Source organism: Paenibacillus algorifonticola, assembly GCF_050481745.1.
GTDB classification, from domain to species: Bacteria; Bacillota; Bacilli; order Paenibacillales; family Paenibacillaceae; genus Pristimantibacillus; species Pristimantibacillus algorifonticola_A.
Genome location: NZ_JBCNGR010000025.1, coordinates 52718 through 69715, shown reverse-complemented (window position 1 = coordinate 69715; position 16998 = coordinate 52718). Strand labels below are relative to the sequence as shown.

Below are 16998 nucleotides of genomic sequence, written 5' to 3'. Positions count from 1 at the left end.
GGCTACGCAAGCCTTGATTTTTCCATGACTAGAAACAACTATATCCTTTTCCCAATTCCCGAAGGCTTCTCGCTTACGTATTTCTTTGGAGCGCTGGTGTATAGATAACCCGATCGTAAAGCGTCCGCGCTAATGTTTGACGACGTTTCCCCTTATGCCTTAGAAAAACTCTATACCCTTTAGAGTCGTCCTTGATATAGCCATCGGTAGGTCGTTTTATGGCATACACAAAGATGGAGCTCGCCCCGTTTCATCCTGCCTTCAATCTGTTCAGGAGAACAGCTTTCTGCAAACTTCATCGTGATGTACCGTTGCCTTTCAGCATTCCATTTACCCAATGTTTTATAACTTGCTCGCTCTCAAAAAATTGAATACTATTGCAGAGTTTCCTGCTAACAGCAAAAAAAGTCCATTACGGCTCACTACGCCATAACGGACTTCTCTATATGTGTCGTTCCTATTTTGCGAAGCTATGATTGCCGATCGTCGTAATGACATCCAGGCTATCCCAGAACGCGCCTTGGGATACATTGGGGTTAAAGAAGTAGATGGCATTTTGCACATTGTTCTTGCCGTTCAGCGCTTCCTTGGCTGCGCGGAGGGAGCCTTCATTGGGCTTGCTTTTATCAAGGAGGCCATTGTGTGCTGGCGGGAACTGTCTGCCGGAATAAATTACTTCACGAATCGTATTCGGAAAACGGGAGTCCTTCACTCTATTCAAAATAACATTCGCCAAGGCAAGCTGCCCTTGATACGACTCATAGCCTGATTCAACCATTGTAATCTTGGCAAGCAGCGTCAAATCTGCTTCTGTGAACGGGTCAGCTGCGTAATCGAAAATTGAAGGAATGACCACCTTCAGCTTCGTGCCTGCTTTAAGCTTGGTCTTGCTATCCAGTCCATTACGCTTAAGCAGCACCGACTTGCTGCTGCTCGTTTCCTTGCTAATCTCGTCTATACCGTATTTGTCTGTTACTACTGCTGGCTTCACAGCAGCAAGCTCAATATCGCCTGACTGTGCATTCACTTGCAAATCGGCATGCAGCATTTCGGCCAATTGGCGCAGGGACGCATACAGTCTGCCTTCCTTAAAAACGGGAGCCGCATCCATCACATAGCGCTCATCGTTGAAATAGACAACGGGCACTTCGTTTCCGAGTACGATTTTATCATTCAATGCCGTATGTATCGTTACTTCCTCATTGTCACTATCCCAGCTCGACTTGGCACTGAACAATTCAGCGATGCGGGCCACAGGCACATACAATCTTCCATCCAGAATAAACGTAGAATCATTCAGCACTACTTGCTTGCCGTCGAGTTTAATCTTCGCGTCATCCGCGGCCGAAGCGCTTGCCAAGGGCCCGATGCATAGCAGAAGCATTCCCAAAACCATAGCGAATATTAGCCGTTTAACCGGCCTGCTTTCTTTAATCATACGTACCTCCCAGAATATTGTGGTCGTATTTCACTTGAAGCGATAACAGCAAACCATTGCTGTGCCTCACCATAAAACACGCCCTAGCTGGAGCAATCTCCCAGCATTCTTTCTCTGGGCAAAATTATAACACAGCTAAATAGGTCTGTAGGATTAACATTTTCACAGAATTAAGCGCAAACGGCTGAAGCCGTCTTCTATATTTTAATAAAAAGCTTGTTCCCCCCGCTAATCAAAAACGTACAGCGGAAGCGTGAAATAGAAGGTGCTTCCTACTCCCAGCGCGCTCTCCACATGAATTTCCCCCTCATGATAGTGGACGATTTCTTTGGCAATCGCAAGGCCAATTCCGCTCCCCTGAACCGCCTGCCGATCATGCTTTTCCCGAAAGAAGCGGTCGAATACAAACGGCAGCGACTCTTTCTGCATGCCTGCCCCATTATCCTGAACACGGATGGTGAGCTGGCCGACGGAATCTTCATCGCCTGCCCATTCTTCGATCGCACAATGTATGCGAATCCGCCCTTCCGCCCCCGTGTGCTGAATCGCATTAAATACGAGGTTGGTCAACACCTGCGTAATTCTGTCCATATCCACAACGACATGGTATTCAGCCAGTTTAGCCGAATCGAATGCCAGCTGAAAATCATAATGCAGCCCGGCGCGCACAACATCGAGCATGAATTTATCCTCGATTTTCGCCACCAGCTCCTGAAGAGTCATCATGAGAAAGATCATTTCGGATTTGCCCGATTCCAGCCGCGACAGCTCGAATAAATCATGAATTAAACGGTTTAGACCGAGCGCTTTGACCAAAACCATCTGCAAATATCTTTTTTTATCTGCTTCCTGCTCCACAAGTCCAGATACAATCGCCTCCACATAGCCTTGAATCGCCGTCATCGGCGTACGCAGCTCATGTGAAATATCGCTGAGCAGCCGCCTGCGTGACAGCTCCAGCCGGCTTAAATCTTTGTTTTTGCGCTCCAATTCCACCGTTCGTTCATGAATGCGATGCTCCAGATTCGTGTTCAGCTCGGAAAGCTGCTCGTTTAGCTCGGCAAGCTGCTGCGCATTCAGGCTCACTTCCTGAACGGACCTTTTTAACAGCAGCAGCGTACGAACGCGGCTTACGAGCTCATTGCGCCCGATCGGCTTCGAAATATAATCATTTGCTCCAGCGCTGAAGCAGGCCTTAATCGTATGATCCCTGCTGCTGGCTGTCATAATTAATATAGGCAGCTCAATTAAATTGTACTTTTCTCTAATCAGGCCGCACAGCTCATAACCAGACATGCCAACCATCATTAAATCGGCAATAACCAAATCCACCTCATGCAGCTCATCCATGCGCGCCAGCACCTCCGCGCCGCTAGTGGCGGTCTCGAATATGCATGGCAGCGGTGCCAGCTGTTGAATGACCACTTGCAAATTCACCGATTCATCGTCCACAATCAGCACGCGATAAGGACGCTGTACAGACAGCTCTGCATCGCTTCTATCCCCTACTGGAGCGTATAGGGATGCTGCCATCGATTCAGCAGCTTGAGGCTTCTTATCAGCCATGAGCGCCTGCCTGCCCGTCTCCTTCTGCATCATCAACGATCCAGCAGAACGATTAACCGGTTGATGAAGAATCGTGAAGCTGAATAGAGAGCCCTGCCCCACCTTCGACCATACTGTAATTTCCCCGCCATGCAGTTCGACAAGCTGCTTCGTAATTTTAAGTCCAAGTCCTGCTCCGGTATCATCAATGGATTCAAGCTTCTCAAAAGGGTTGAAAATGATTTCAAACTTGTCTTCTGCTATGCCGATGCCGGTATCCTCGACGTGAATTTCCACATAGCCGCGGTAATGCTGTGCACTTATCGTCACATACCCCGATGGCGTATATTTGATCGCATTGCCTATTAAATTAAATAAAATTTGCTGCATCCGGTTTTCATCGGCATAAATCGGCGGAAAATCCGTGTCAATTTGATTAAGGAGCACTAAATCTCTGCCCGTCACCAGCGGCTTGACGACGGTCAGCACAACCTGCGCCAGCTGATGCAAATCAATTTTCGCAATATGAAGGCGCATATCATTATTTTTTAATAGAGCGTAATCCAAAATATCATTAATCAAATAGGACATGCGCTGCCCGCTTGATACAATCATATTCAAATGTACACGCTGGCTGTCCTCCATCCGATCATGCATGCTGTAAAGCAGCGACTGCGCCAGCCCGATAATACCATTCAGCGGCGTGCGAAGCTCATGAGAAGTGTTGGCCAAAAACTCATCCTTCACCTTATCCAAATCGAGCAGGCGGGCGGATAGGCGTTCATTCGTTTTAATGGCATTGGAAAATTTAATCGATACAATAATGGATAAGCATATAATTAAAAACAACAGCCCGTATGGAAAATAGATGCCCGTTCTAATCGTGTCATTGCTCATCAAAATATCGTTGACGACCGTAATAAAAAAGACGACGGTGCCCGTCAGCATCAAATTTGCGCCCGACAGCCTGCCAATGGCAGCCTTAAATACATACTGAATGAGCACAAAACCAATCACAATCGCATAAACCTGCATGACAACGGCCAGCTTCGTAAATATTTGAACCGGCGTCACCACAATAAACAAGGTAAGCAGTATGCCCGGAATCCACAATATATTGCGCGTTCGTTTTGTCATTTGGCGTGGAAAGCTGTAATAGAAAAACAGCACAAACAACGGGGCGCTCCCGAGAAATCCTAAATATTCGATTTTAATTAAAGCATTGTCGTTTAGGTTTTGAAATAAGACGGCTAACGTATATTGGGATTGGGAGCTGTTTTTCATAGCCAGCAAAATGCAAATGAGGCCAAAAAATAAAGATTCCCAATTTTTACGCAAGAGGATAAATAAAACGATGTGGTAGAGCCCCATAATGAGCATGCAGCCTATTAACATACTTTCGAACACAAGCTTCTTTTTCATATACGAATGGAGGCTGTCGTATTCCCCCAAAGTTAAAGAAGCAAACAGGCCTGCTTTGCGCTGCGTGTAGTTAGACACTTGTATGACAATGTCTGCCTGCGTCTGTCCTACCTCCAACCGAAGCACTGACGGCATCATATATGGTGTCGCCTCCGCCTCGCTTCGACCAACGACTCCACTTTCGGAAACGAGCCTCCCATTGATCCACATGCGGTGGGCGGATGTTATCCCTTTAGCAACCAGGCCCAGCTCGGTGTCCGTCTTGGGCAATTGTACGACAAGATGATAGGTGGCATAGCCCTTGCTTGTGTGCTTTTGTCCGTCAACTTCATGCTTGCTCCATGAGCTGGGCACTTTTATGTAGCCAGCCTCACCGGCGTTCCCCGCTGTAAAATCATCAGGCTCCAGCAGCTGATTCCAGTAAAATTCCCACTCGCCGTCCAGCGAGCTGCCATTACCCGCAATCTGATCCTGTGCCGTAATCGACAGCTTCCCCCTGCTCGCTTCTGGTTTATCCTTATCCAAAGCAGAATTAAAAGTCATTAATATAATGAATATAAATGCAGCCAGCGCTATCGGAACGAAAAAATAGAGGAAAGGCACACGTCTCTTCATGGAAGCTTCACCGCTGATTACCCCTTTTTATTACAAAATAAGATGGCCGGAGCAGTAACGCTCGCTTCTGCATCATACCATATCATTTTTTAAAAATATAAGAATCTATAAGTTTCATACTTGTAATGGGCTTATATTTCAAAGTTTTCAAGCCGTTTTTGAATTTCCTTCTGCTCCATATGGAGATAGGTATTAATCCACTGGTGGAGATGATAACGCTGCGGATCGACGGCAATGGCAATATCATCATCGTGATCGTCCAATTGCACGAATTGCAGCTGGAGCGAATACGAAGGGTATTTTTTCAAATAACGGGAAATTTCAAAGGCATCATAAACGGCTGCCAGCACATCCCCCTGCCTTACGCCATCAAACAACTGAGCCGAATTCGGATAGCTCGCCTGGCTTTGATTTGGAAAAAGCTCCTGGGCAAAGCCCGCATAAGAGGTGCCTCCAACAATGCCCACCTGTTCCCCACGGCCTTGGATGAGGGCAAGCGGATCAGCAGCATCGCCTTTTTCAGTAATTGCGGCAAGCTGCATACGGTTAATTAACAGCGCTTGCTTCAAATTCAAATAGGCATCGGAAAATAATACCCGCTTCGCCCGCTCCAAGGTAATGCTCAGCTTGGAAACACCGATATCCGCCTCCCCTAGGGATACTTGATTAATAACTTCATTGAAGGAATTTGCCGTACGTATAAATGCTGCTTGTACGCCAAGCTTAAGAGCGATGTCGTTTGCAAGCTCAACATCGCTTCCGCGGAGCACTCCCTGATCATCTACATAAAAAAACGGATAGCGGTCCTCCTGATAGAGAGCTACCCTCAGCTTGCCTCTGCTCAAAATGTCTCGGATGTCCTCCGGGTAAGTCTTTAATTGCTCCTCTGTGTAAAGCGGAAGCTCCACCTTACTTCCAGCATTCTCCCCCGCCTCCGCTTTAGCAGCCGGAACGGCAGAACTTGCGGGAGATGGGCTAGAGGCGGCTGGACTTGCTGCATGAGCTTGTTTGTCTGATTCCAATTGATAGGCCTGCTGTGACGTGCTTGCACATGATGCTGTAATAAAGCCTATTACCAACACCAAAAACAAACAGAAGGCCAAGCGATCGTATTTGCCGATCATTGCTGGCCATCCTCCCCTCCATGCGAAACTTGAGTTTTACGAAAGCATACTGCGCATACGGTCATGTCATACACAGCGATACGAACATGGCAAAGCTTGCAGCGTGGAATAGAGACGGTGGCCAAGCCTCCAACTACCTCTTCCAGCTCCTCCTCCAACAGCTCATCAGCCTGCCCATTTTCCTTTTTCTGATCGTTCTCGGCCTGCTGCTGATCCCCCATCTGCCCCGCCTCTTTCAAAGGTTAGCTTAAGCCGCGCTCTCATGTCCTTGCTAGAGAACAGACTGAATACCGTAACCCCATGTCGTATTTTGACCGCTCATGCCATGACCGTAATCAAGAAGCAGGCCGAGCCCGTGGGCGAGCTCCTCCAATTCCGGCACTGGCGGTTTTAATGCATAAATATCAAACGGCTTGCGATTACTTCGACCAGCGGCCGCTTGCTTCTCCCTGCGAAAATACCCAAATGTCAGCGCATTTACACTGACGCGGAACGGCGACAGCTCCTTGGCGAAGCTTTTGACAAAAGCGAGCGCTCCCTGGTTATATACCGGGGACGAAGGAAAGCCGTCATAATGCAGCGAATCTGCCAGCATCGGCACGATGATCTGCCCCCGCTGCTTGCGGGCCATCACGCTTCCCGCCGCCCGGCTGTACAAAAACAGCTCGCTCAGAAGGCTATAGCTTTTCAGGGCGAACTCGGCAGGATCATGCTGCAGCGCCTCCAGCTCGTCCACCCAATCATGGCCATGAATATATAGGTCAAGCCCTTGCATCTGCTCGGCTATGCCCGCTATCACGGGCTCGACTGCTTTCATTTGAACGTCTGGTGCAACAATCGTCTGACATTGCTCCTGCAGCGGAGGCGGCAGCTCTGCCGTAAACTGCTCCGCCTGCTCAGGCGTCTGGAAGCTCGCCGCGACCCGGATGCCCCGCTGCAGCAAATATAGCGCTATCGCTGTACCCGAAGCACTTTCGGCATGATGCAAAAATGCGGTTTTCATCATCATTCCCCCTTCTATCCCCATCCAGCTTAACGCAAAAATCCGCCATCTATTTTCAACGTTTGACCTGCATGATAGCTTGCTAGAGGCCCCGCCAAATACATAACCGCTTCGGCTACCTCCTCAGCTGAGCCAAGCCTCCCGGCTGCCGTATGCTTTAAAAAATCAGCCATTTTCTCCGCTGGCACCCCTTGGGCCATTTCCGTCTCAATCATGCCTGGCGCAATGGCGCTAACTTGAATGTTTCGCGAGGCGTAAAGCCGGGCATACAGCTTCGTTAAGCCCATAACCGCGCCCTTGGATGCCGCGTAATTCGTCTGGGCCTCGCGTCCGTAAATGCCGCTGACGGACACCATATTAATAATGGCTCCCTTTCCAAGGCGCAGCATATAGCTGACCGCCTCCTGCGAGCAGCAGCAGGTGCCGATAAAATTCGTATCCAGCACCTCATTCCACTGCTGCTCTTCCATAAATAGCGCCATTTGATCATTCGTGCGTCCTGCGTTGTTGACCAGCACATCCAGACGGCCATACGTATCGAATACGTCTTTCATTACATTTGCTACAAAACGATGATCGCTGACAGAGCCCTTGTACAAACTAATCCGTCCGCCAGCTTCCTCGGCATCACCCCGCAGCTGCTCCGCCGCCTCATCATCCCGCACATAAATGCCGGCAACGACAGCTCCTTCTGCAAGGAATCGCAGGGCGATGGACCGGCCAATGCCGCGTGTTACGCCAGTAATCAAAATGACGTGATCACGAAAGATCATGGCCCTTCTGTCCCCTTCTGCTGGCTTGCCATAATCAGCTCGGCTATGGACTGGACATTTTTCAAATGAATTTTCAATTCATCGGCTGGAATTTGCTCCACCATCACCCCGTACAATTCTTCCATGCCTACCATTACCTCGAACGCTTCTACCGAATCCAGACCCAGACCATCGCCAAATAAAATCAAATCGTCCGTAATTTCCTCCGCTGTTATATCCTCAAGCTTTAGTCTGTCAATTAGCAGCTTCTGCTTAATCGTCTGTTTAATCGTTTCCATGTCTAAAATCTGCTCTACGCTCATACGTATGCGCCTCCTTGGTATTTACCTTTTTGTATCGAGAAAATAGCCCCCGCATGTAAACGCCTGTCAATCGTTCCATGCGCTTACAACTGCCGCGCAGTAGCTGCCGTTGACCGTCGAGCTTACCGCTAACACATGCTGGAGCTGAGCCGTTTGCTGCGGCACACCCAGATGGGCATAAGCGCCGCTCGCCATTTCACTCGTGGATTTACCGCTCACAAGCTCCGCAGCCGCAGCCAGATGCAGCATCGAGCTGTAGGATTCGCCGAAGCCGGCGCTTTCATTGAAGCTAATGATTGGCGGCATCTGGTCGACTGGGGCTGGGGCCAAGGAGGATAGCGCTTGACGCTCGCCTTCTGTTTCGTCAGGCCTGCCGACCGTATTCAGCAAAATCAGGTCAAGCTGCGCCATGCCAATTCCTGCTTCATTTAATGCTCCTGTTACCGCTGTGCAAAGCGTCGCTACCTGCCGGGAAGCATTTGCCGCTGTTCCAAAGGCGGTGCCAAAGCCGCTTAATTCCGCATAAATGTCGGACTGCTTTAGCATCGCTTGCTCCAGATCACAGAGCACCATACATATGCTGCCCTCCACCATGCGAAAGCGGCTTGCCTGCAAGCCTTTCGCACGGTCAATGTCGCTCGACAGCGCCGATCGTTCATCTCCCGCTCCAATAAGACAGGAGGACAACGCGCGCTCGCGGATTTTGCCAGCAGCATACAGCGCTGCCGTCAGGCCCTCGCTGCCTCCCGTGCTGAATGAACTGTTGAAGCCCAGCAGCTTCAGCTTCTCCGCCGTCTGCCCGGCAATTGAATTAATGACCGTATGCGGAAAATAAATGCTGCTCGCATATTCCGGTCCTTTCACAAATACCGACTCCAAATATTGCGAGATACTGTCTGTACTGCCCCGGGCTGTGCCAAAAATAAAGCCGAGCTCTTCCTTCTCCGTCTCGGTTATTTGCGCGTCCCCCAGTGCAGCAAGTGCTGCTCCGATCGTATTTTGCGACAGCTGATTCATTCGGCGCTCATATTTGCTTTTGTCATACTCCTTCAGAGAAAAAGAGGATGCGCCGACTGCTTCTGAGGAAGCGGCCTCTGCAAGCCCATTCAGGATGCTGCCCTGATGAATATGGCCGCCGCCAACAGCCCCAAGCCCGGTAATGACAACCCGCCGCTTGGCAAGCTGTGCGAGGCTTTCCCTGTGCGGCGACGCTGCTTCGCTCAAGTCCGTCCGCAGCACTAATGAAACGTTGTGTCCGCCAAAGGCAGCATTATTGCTGACGATATACTTCGGACGCATCGGGCGCATGCTGTGCTGAACAATATCCGCCTCTTCGCAGCCTTCGCGCGCCGTATCAAAATGCAGCGTTGCCGGCACATAGCCTTGCTTGATCGCATAAAGCGAGGTCACAAGCTCAAGGGCAGCAGCGGTGCCCAGGCTGTGCCCAAAATACGCTTTGCTTGAGCTGACCGGAATGGTCAGCCGCTCGCCAAAGCTGCGTTTCAAACCGCTAATTTCCGCGCGGTCATTTGCCTGCGTTCCGGTGCCATGCGCGTTCACATATTCAATATCCTGTTTGGCAACCTGCGCAAGGCTAAGTGCCATATCTACCGCTCGCTGCATCCCTGCGCCTTCCGGATGCGGCGCTGTCATATGATGGGCATCATTGCTCAGCCCATAGGCACATAGCTCCGCATAGATGGTCGCCCCGCGCGCAGCGGCGGCATCCATCCGCTCCAGCACGACAAATGCCGCGCCTTCACCCAGATTAAGGCCGAAGCGGCTGCCAAACGGCGAGGATGGCAGCGGATTAAGCGCCCGGAGTACATTAAATCCGGCATATACACTATGCGACAGCGGATCCGAACCGCCTGCGAGCATGACATCGGCATATCCCCAGCGAATCATATCACTGGCATAGCCGATTGCATTGCCACTAGCGGCACATGCCGTATTTAACGTCGCCACGGGTCCCTGCACGCCTAGCAGCCGCGCAGTATCATCCCCCTGCTGATAAAATGGATAATTAGCTGTATTCTCCTCATCCAGCGCCGACAAATCCCATTGCTTCTCCAGCGATAAGATGCCGCCATTGCACGTTCCAAGCGAGAGACCCATCCTTGAGGCTGGGATCTGATGCAAAGCAGCATTATCAGTACTATCAGTACTAGCAGTACTAGTAGCAGTTGCAGCGATCCCCACTGCGCTCTCAGCTTCCGCCTGCGCAGCAGCATTTTCTTGGGCAATGGCAAGGCCACTGCTGTGCAGCGCCTGCTTCGCAGCCGCAATGGCATACCGCGCGCACCAGTCCATTGACTGATCTGCCGTAAGCTCAAGTGCCGCTTCCCGCCACGATTCGTCCAATTGTCCGGCAAGCGAGCTTAATAATGTGTCCGTCTTAAAACGGGTAACTGTCCCAATTCCTGTCTCTGACGCGAACATTCGCTCAAAGACGGCCTGCGGCTCATTGCCCAGCGCGCACAAAACGCCTATACCTGTTACCGCAATACGATGGGTGCGTTCATTGTCCTTCATGTTCATTCCCCCAAATCCCTACTTCAATGGCAAATAACTAATCCGCTTCTCGCTCGTCTTCCATGAATAAGGCGCAAGCCATTGCTGCGCAAGCTTCATCATGACAGGGGTCCCCCGGTTTACTGTAAAAATGCCGTAGGGAATGCCCGCCTCCAATTGAAGGCGGATCGACCTCGCCAGCATATGGAAAGCTAGGCCTATCTGCTGATATTCCGGCGAAATGTATACCGCATCGTACAAGATCGTCTCTTCGTTCAGCCGGTACGTCATCGACCAGCCCTTAATACCCTGCTCCGAGCATAACCCAAGGCTGTTGCTTGGCTCCAAAGGTGCAAAGGCTTTGAACGGAGATAGGAAATCCGGAAAAACAGCAGCCGCTGCTTTAATCGATTGCTTAAGCTCCTGTTCCTTCTTGTCTGCCCACAGAAACAGCTCCAGGCCGCTTGGCAAAGGACGTTCCCGAAGCCAGCCTGCGCGGGCGATATCGCTATTAATATGGAAAACGACCGCTTCGCATAAAGGCTGTGTCCATCCTTCTTTTTGCAGCCAAGCTTCTATCATCTCCGTAGAGGACTTTCCGGAATAATAGTAAGCTTCAAGACTTTCGATCTGCTTCTCAAGGCATAGGCTTCGCACTTCTCTCATCAGGAGAGAGGCGATTCCCTTCCTCCGCCAGCGTTTGTCAACAAACAGGCATTGCAGCATCGCATGCCGCGCCCCAGCTCCCTCTCGCAGTTCCAGCACAGCCACACCAACCGGAGCATCTGCCACTTCCGCCCCAATGAGCCTAAAGCGGCTTTGCCCTTGGCCGCTCCTTCCACTCTGCTCCAATTGCAAATAAAGCCACTGAAACATGAGCGGCTTGTATTTCAATCTGTCATCAGGCGCTAATCTCTTGATCTTGTACATGAGTTTCCTTTCTGGCTGACAGAAGTGAAGCCGTAGCACAATTAATGGATACATTGGCCGCCGTAATAATGGGATCAATAATTGGATTGATTGCCAGTAATAAAATGATCGTCACTTCAGCCGGAAGCTTCAGCATCCCTGCTATAATCGCAATCATGCCAATCGATACGACGCCCGGCGAACCTGCTCCTGCGATAGAAGTCAGCACAGCTCCGACCAGCACCAGCATCCACTGCATCATCGTAAAATCGTATTCATACAATTGAGCGGTAAATGCAATGCCCAGCGTATAGACAAGCACCATGCTGTAACGGCACATAATCATGCCAATCGGTACAACCAGTTGAATCGCATGCGGCTGCAGCTGCAGCTCCTTGCTTAAAGCATGCATGCAGGATGGAACGGTAGCAATGCTGTTTCGCGTACCAAATGCTAAAATTAGCGACTCCTTCAAAGCGCTGATGACCACCTTGACCGGCTGGCGCAATTGCAATGATAACGCGGCGACAGAGACGATAATTAAGACGACGCTAACGAGATAAAACATCATAATCAGCTTGAGCATGGCGGGCAGAATGTCCAAGTTCAACGTGGCAAACTGACCAGCCATCATGCAAAACAAAGCAAATGGCAGCGCGTACATCGACCAGGAAATCGCCTTCTGAAAAGCACGGAACAGCACATCCGCCAGCTGCAGCACATCTTCCCCTTGCCTCGTTCGCATCATGCCAACGGCAACGCCGACGATGACGGAGAAAAACAAAATTTGCAGCGTATTGTTTTCCATTAGTGCTGTAAAAATATTAGACGGGATCATATCGAGCAAAAACAGCAAAATGCCTTGCGACTTCTCTTCCTGCACTGGGGCCCCATTGGTACTGGAGTCATTGACAATCGCACCCAGCACCTGCTTCGATTGCTCGGGCAAGCCTGCGCCCGGATGTCCGATTTCACCAATAACCAGCCCGAATACGCCGGAAATGACAAGTGCGGCAGCATAGACGAGGCACATGCGTCCAATCGTTTTCATGGCTCCGCTTTTGATGAATAAGCTGCCGATGCTGGAAATTATCGCGGTCATCATAATTGGAATGACACACATTTTCAGAAAGGATAAATAAAGATCGCCGAAATCCGCTACCGAATGAGCGATACTTGGCACATAGAGGCCAGTAGCTATACCTGACACCATGCACAGCATAATCATCCAGAAGGACTTGATCCATTTGAATGACAAAACAGACACAACCGACACACAAGCACCCTCTTGTTAGGCATTGCGACGAAGCAGTCTCCGCTGGAAACCGCGGGCAAGCAGCTGTCACTCTCATCGCTTCTCTATAAATTTGGAGTGACATCGCGCCCAAGCGGCAGATATCACTCCAATGCAAGCTCTATTTAAGTATGAAAGGAATAAAGGAATTAAGCATTTCTGATTTGGTCAGCTGTTGCATTACCGATATTTTCGCCAACGCGGATAGCTGTGTTCGCTGCATTTTCAGCAATCGAGCCTACGCCATTGAAGAAGTCATTAGCGCCCGATTTGCTGCCGCCAGCGACGGATTCCAGTTCTGTTTCTGTCAGCTCATCAGCCGCGCCGCGTACTTCTGGCAATACGATTGTCGCGTGGTAGCCAGTTGCATCAACGATGTTGATTTTAAATTCTTGTGGAACCTCATGTCCTGTTGCTGCTTTGATGGCTGCGTAGATGTCGCTTACTGCAAGCGCGCGGAACTCTGCATCCGAATTCGCTTTCGTGATTACTGCGTTTACCGTATCCGTAACTTGCTGTTCATTCCAACTCATGATTTAATTCCTCCAATAATGTAGTATTGTTTCTTACAGGTATTAGAATAACAGCCCAGCTTCAATCTGCTCTCAACTCTCGTTCAATTTTAGTTCAAATGTTGCATCCCTTATTTCGTAATGATGCCGCCATTTACAGGAAGTGATGTGATTGGGGCAATCGGCTGCGTGTCATTATAAAAAGAGGGTTCAATAAATGGCGTGACGCCCTCTGGGAACCCTGTTTTGCTGCCGCCGGCAACGGATTCCAGCTCCGTTTCTGTCAGTTCGTCTGCAACGCCGCGCACCTCCGGCAATACGATTGTGCTGTGGTAGCCTGTTGCGTCAACGATATTGATTTTAAATTGCTGCGGCACCTCATACCCGGTCGCTGCCTTGATGGCTGCATAAATATCGCTTACTGCAAGTGCGCGAAACGCTGCATCCGAATTCGCTTTCGCAATGACGGCGTGCACCGTGTCATTAAACTGCTCCTGTGTCCAACTCATGTTTCAATTCCTCCCCTATTCAGCATTTGTACTTACACCTTTTAGAATAAAAGCCCAGCTTCAAGCTGCCTTCAACTTTCAGTCAATTTTAGTTCAATTGTTACGCCAATTGGCGGCTGGCAAGCTCCGCGAACAGACCTTGCTGCTGCAGCAGCTCCTCATAGGTGCCGGATTGAATAATCCGCCCTTTATCAAACACATAAATGTGATCAGCCTGCGTAATCGTGCTCAAACGATGGGCAATGACGATCCTCGTCACCTGCAATTTGGTCAAGCTTTGGCTGACGATGCTTTGCGTGCGGTTATCCAGCGCGCTAGTAGCCTCGTCAAAAAAGAGAATTTTCGGCCGCTTGGCAATCGCTCTCGCTATCATTAGACGCTGGCGCTGCCCGCCGGAAAGCGTGCCCCCTCCTTCGGATATCACCGTATGCATCGCCATCGGCATGCTGCGGATATCCTCATCAAAGCCCGCCATCTCGGCTGCTTCCCAAGCATCCTGAAGCGTCAAATCGGAGGTGCCAATAATATTGGTGAAAATATCGCCAGACATCAGCTTGCTGTTTTGCAAAACGACGCCAAACTGGCTTCTCAGCAGCCCCACATCAAGCGAGCGCAAATCCTGTCCGTCAAAATAAACCGAGCCGTTCTGAGGCTGCTCAAACCCGAGCAATAGCCGCATAAGCGTGGACTTGCCGCAGCCGGAAGCGCCGACGAAGGCAACATACTGCCCCGCTTTAATGTTCATCGACAGATCATTCAGCACGAGAGGCTGATCCTCCGCATAGCGAAACTGGATATGGCGAATTTCAATTGCCCCGCTTACTTCGCCCGGATCTTCCAGTTGATCATGCATTTCAGGCAGTGTCTTTAAAATCGGCTTCGCCCGCTCGTACAGCGGCACGATATGCACGACCGACAGCAGTGCGGAAGCCATCGCCAGCATCGCCATTAGAAAGCTGGAGAAGGCGGAGAAGAAAGCGATAAATTGTCCCGCCGACAGCGCGGAATGGCTGGAAACGACCAAATAAAACAGCACCATGGAGGTGACCAAGGGGAAAAAGGATTGAAACACGCTGGAGTAGTTATCCAGCATTCTGACCTTGAAGGACAATTTCTTTTGCTCGGCAAACGCTCTTGCCCATAAGAAGAAAGCGCGGTTTTCCGCCGCCGCCATGCGAAATTTGCTAATGCCGTTCAGCAGCTGGAGCACCGTACCGGAAATGCGTCCTTGAATATCCAGCAGCCTGCGCTGGTAACGAATTTGCAGCAAGCCAATGGTAACCGTAAACGTCATGGAAATGATTACAAGACCCCCGGCCACTAAAGCAAGACTCGGGCTGTAACGAAACAGCAGCGCATATTGAAAAATGGAAAATACACCAGTCAGCAGCGAGCCCAAAACCGCCCCTGATAAAAGCTGCCTGATCGTATTAATGCTGCTCGCCCTCGATGCCAAATCGCCCGCTGTATAGCTGCGGAAAAAGGATACCGGCAAATTCAGCAGCCGATCCCAAATCGCCGCCTGAACGGAGCTTTCTACCCGTCCCTCCATTCGCATGGAGGCGAGCGATCCCGCTAGGCGGAACAAGGCAATCGACACGACCGCGGAGACGAGAATCAGCGCCATCTGGACGAGCGGCCCACTATACGATTCAGGAATAATCGTATCTACCAAAATACCGGTAGCAACAGGCAGCATAATGCCGAGCAAGCCCGCTATCGCTCCCATAAGCAGAACCATGATGAAGTCCCGCCTGATCGAATGATGTGTGCCAAACTGCAAAATATCCTTTACGCCAAGCGCACGAGCCGGAAAGGTCCGATAAAACATATGAGCCATCGGCTCGATGCCCGCCGCCATTTCGGCATGAACGATGCCTTTTTCGCCGCTAAGCGGATTTTCCCATGTGTAGGAGCCCGCTGAAGCCGGTATCAGGGCAACAGGCTCGCGGGAAAGCTCCATAAAAGCGACCAGCGGCCCATTGTCCGCCTTCCACCATTCCCCTTTGAGTACGACCTTGCGGGAGCGGACGCCAGAGGATTCAGCGAGTTCCTGAATAGGTGAACGCTGCGACTGTTTTTTAAGCTTTCTGCCTACAGGTCGGATGACGATGCTGGCATATTCGCCGACGATGCGGCAGGCCATAAACAGCGGATCGGTTGAATGGAAAGCAGCAGCTCGCTGATCTTCTGGCCCTGTAACGGCAAGCAATCGCTTGAGCGCATGATCCATCAGCGAATCGTCATGCTCCGTCCGCCGGAGCAGGCGTTCATGCTCCTGCAGACGCTCCTTCGTCAACAGCACAGCCAAGCGGCTGGCGATTAATTGATGAAACGCATATAAGCCTTGCAGCTGCTGATCATTTTGCAGCCAATCGAGCGTGCTCCGCATTTCGAGCTCCGCAGCCTGCTTCGTTTCCAGCCAGCTGGAGGAGGTCACGGGTATGTAATAGGGCTCCTCCGCTGTAATCGGATGTTCGGACGCCCAGTAGACGACGCCGTCACGTATTTTCACCCATACCGTTTGCAGAGAACGCCAGGTTTGACCTTCTGCCAGCTCAAGATGCTCGCTTTGCTCCAGCAGCTCAAATTCGGGCGGGGCATTCCGCACACTCAGCGCCACAGACCAGCAGCCTACCCATTGATCAATTAAAGGGCCAAGTTTTTCGTCGCTCAGCCTGTATTCCGCCCTGCGGCTCATAAACATATCCCGGTTCATTTGGAATACCTTCGTACCTACGGATGCCGTCAGAAGCAAGCCTGTTCTCTCTATCCCTGCATAATCCTCAAAGCCGAATAGAAGAGCCCCTTCCTCCAAACTGAATAAATAGCGCCGCTTGTTTCTCGTCCCGCCATTTTCAAGCTCAAGGGTCACGGCGAAAATATCCACATAACCGGAATCGACGTACCATACATCATTTTGATCGGTTATTAGGATCGGTCTGTTGCCTTCCACCTCATGACAGGTACCGTATTCTTCAAAAAAAGAATGCAGGTTGAATTTCATTGCTTCCACCACTTTTCCACCTCCTTTTCGC

Annotated in this window: 13 protein-coding genes; all 13 read right to left on the bottom strand. The window is 50.5% G+C overall.

Annotation, left to right across the window (positions count from 1 at the left end):
- Window positions 1–457: 457 nt before the first annotated feature.
- The 13 genes from ABEW34_RS20825 to ABEW34_RS20765 all read right to left on the bottom strand — a co-directional run bounded on the left by ABEW34_RS20825 (window position 458) and on the right by ABEW34_RS20765 (window position 16967).
- Window positions 458–1438, bottom strand: coding sequence for a cell wall hydrolase (locus ABEW34_RS20825; protein WP_430161260.1), 981 nt, complete (start codon window positions 1436–1438; stop codon window positions 458–460).
- A 228-nt stretch (window positions 1439–1666) separates the two neighbouring features.
- Window positions 1667–5020: an ATP-binding protein gene (locus ABEW34_RS20820; RefSeq protein ID WP_430161259.1), complete on the bottom strand. Its 3354-nt coding sequence runs from the start codon at window positions 5018–5020 to the stop codon at window positions 1667–1669.
- Between the two features lie 131 nt (window positions 5021–5151).
- The gene (locus ABEW34_RS20815; RefSeq protein WP_430161258.1) at window positions 5152–6144 is read right to left on the bottom strand and encodes an ABC transporter substrate-binding protein; all 993 of its coding nucleotides are present in this window, start codon (window positions 6142–6144) and stop codon (window positions 5152–5154) included.
- A complete protein-coding gene (locus ABEW34_RS20810; RefSeq protein ID WP_056040954.1) occupies window positions 6141–6365 on the bottom strand; it encodes a hypothetical protein in 225 nt (74 codons plus the stop codon). The genes ABEW34_RS20815 and ABEW34_RS20810 overlap by 4 nt, the downstream gene beginning before the upstream one ends.
- 50 nt (window positions 6366–6415) lie before the next feature.
- Window positions 6416–7147 (bottom strand): SDR family oxidoreductase, encoded by a 732-nt coding sequence (locus ABEW34_RS20805; protein WP_430161257.1) that lies wholly within the window; start codon window positions 7145–7147, stop codon window positions 6416–6418.
- Window positions 7148–7176: 29 nt separating this feature from the next.
- On the bottom strand, window positions 7177–7920 hold the full coding sequence (locus ABEW34_RS20800) for an SDR family oxidoreductase (RefSeq protein WP_430161256.1): 744 nt from the start codon (window positions 7918–7920) through the stop codon (window positions 7177–7179).
- A complete protein-coding gene (locus tag ABEW34_RS20795) occupies window positions 7917–8222 on the bottom strand; it encodes a phosphopantetheine-binding protein (RefSeq protein ID WP_430161255.1) in 306 nt (101 codons plus the stop codon). Before ABEW34_RS20795 ends, ABEW34_RS20800 begins: the two co-directional genes overlap by 4 nt.
- A gap of 66 nt (window positions 8223–8288) precedes the next feature.
- Window positions 8289–10757, bottom strand: a complete 2469-nt coding sequence (locus ABEW34_RS20790; protein WP_430161254.1) for a beta-ketoacyl synthase N-terminal-like domain-containing protein — start codon at window positions 10755–10757, stop codon at window positions 8289–8291.
- A gap of 18 nt (window positions 10758–10775) precedes the next feature.
- A complete protein-coding gene (locus ABEW34_RS20785) occupies window positions 10776–11666 on the bottom strand; it encodes a GNAT family N-acetyltransferase (protein ID WP_430161253.1) in 891 nt (296 codons plus the stop codon).
- The gene (locus ABEW34_RS20780) at window positions 11638–12921 is read right to left on the bottom strand and encodes a dicarboxylate/amino acid:cation symporter (protein WP_430161252.1); all 1284 of its coding nucleotides are present in this window, start codon (window positions 12919–12921) and stop codon (window positions 11638–11640) included. The genes ABEW34_RS20785 and ABEW34_RS20780 overlap by 29 nt, the downstream gene beginning before the upstream one ends.
- A 167-nt stretch (window positions 12922–13088) precedes the next feature.
- On the bottom strand, window positions 13089–13472 hold the full coding sequence (locus ABEW34_RS20775) for a hypothetical protein (protein ID WP_056040939.1): 384 nt from the start codon (window positions 13470–13472) through the stop codon (window positions 13089–13091).
- A gap of 110 nt (window positions 13473–13582) precedes the next feature.
- Complete coding sequence (locus tag ABEW34_RS20770) at window positions 13583–13960, bottom strand: hypothetical protein (protein WP_430161251.1); 378 nt, start codon at window positions 13958–13960, stop codon at window positions 13583–13585.
- Between the two features lie 100 nt (window positions 13961–14060).
- Window positions 14061–16967, bottom strand: coding sequence for an NHLP bacteriocin export ABC transporter permease/ATPase subunit (locus ABEW34_RS20765; protein ID WP_430161298.1), 2907 nt, complete (start codon window positions 16965–16967; stop codon window positions 14061–14063).
- Window positions 16968–16998 lie beyond the last annotated feature (31 nt).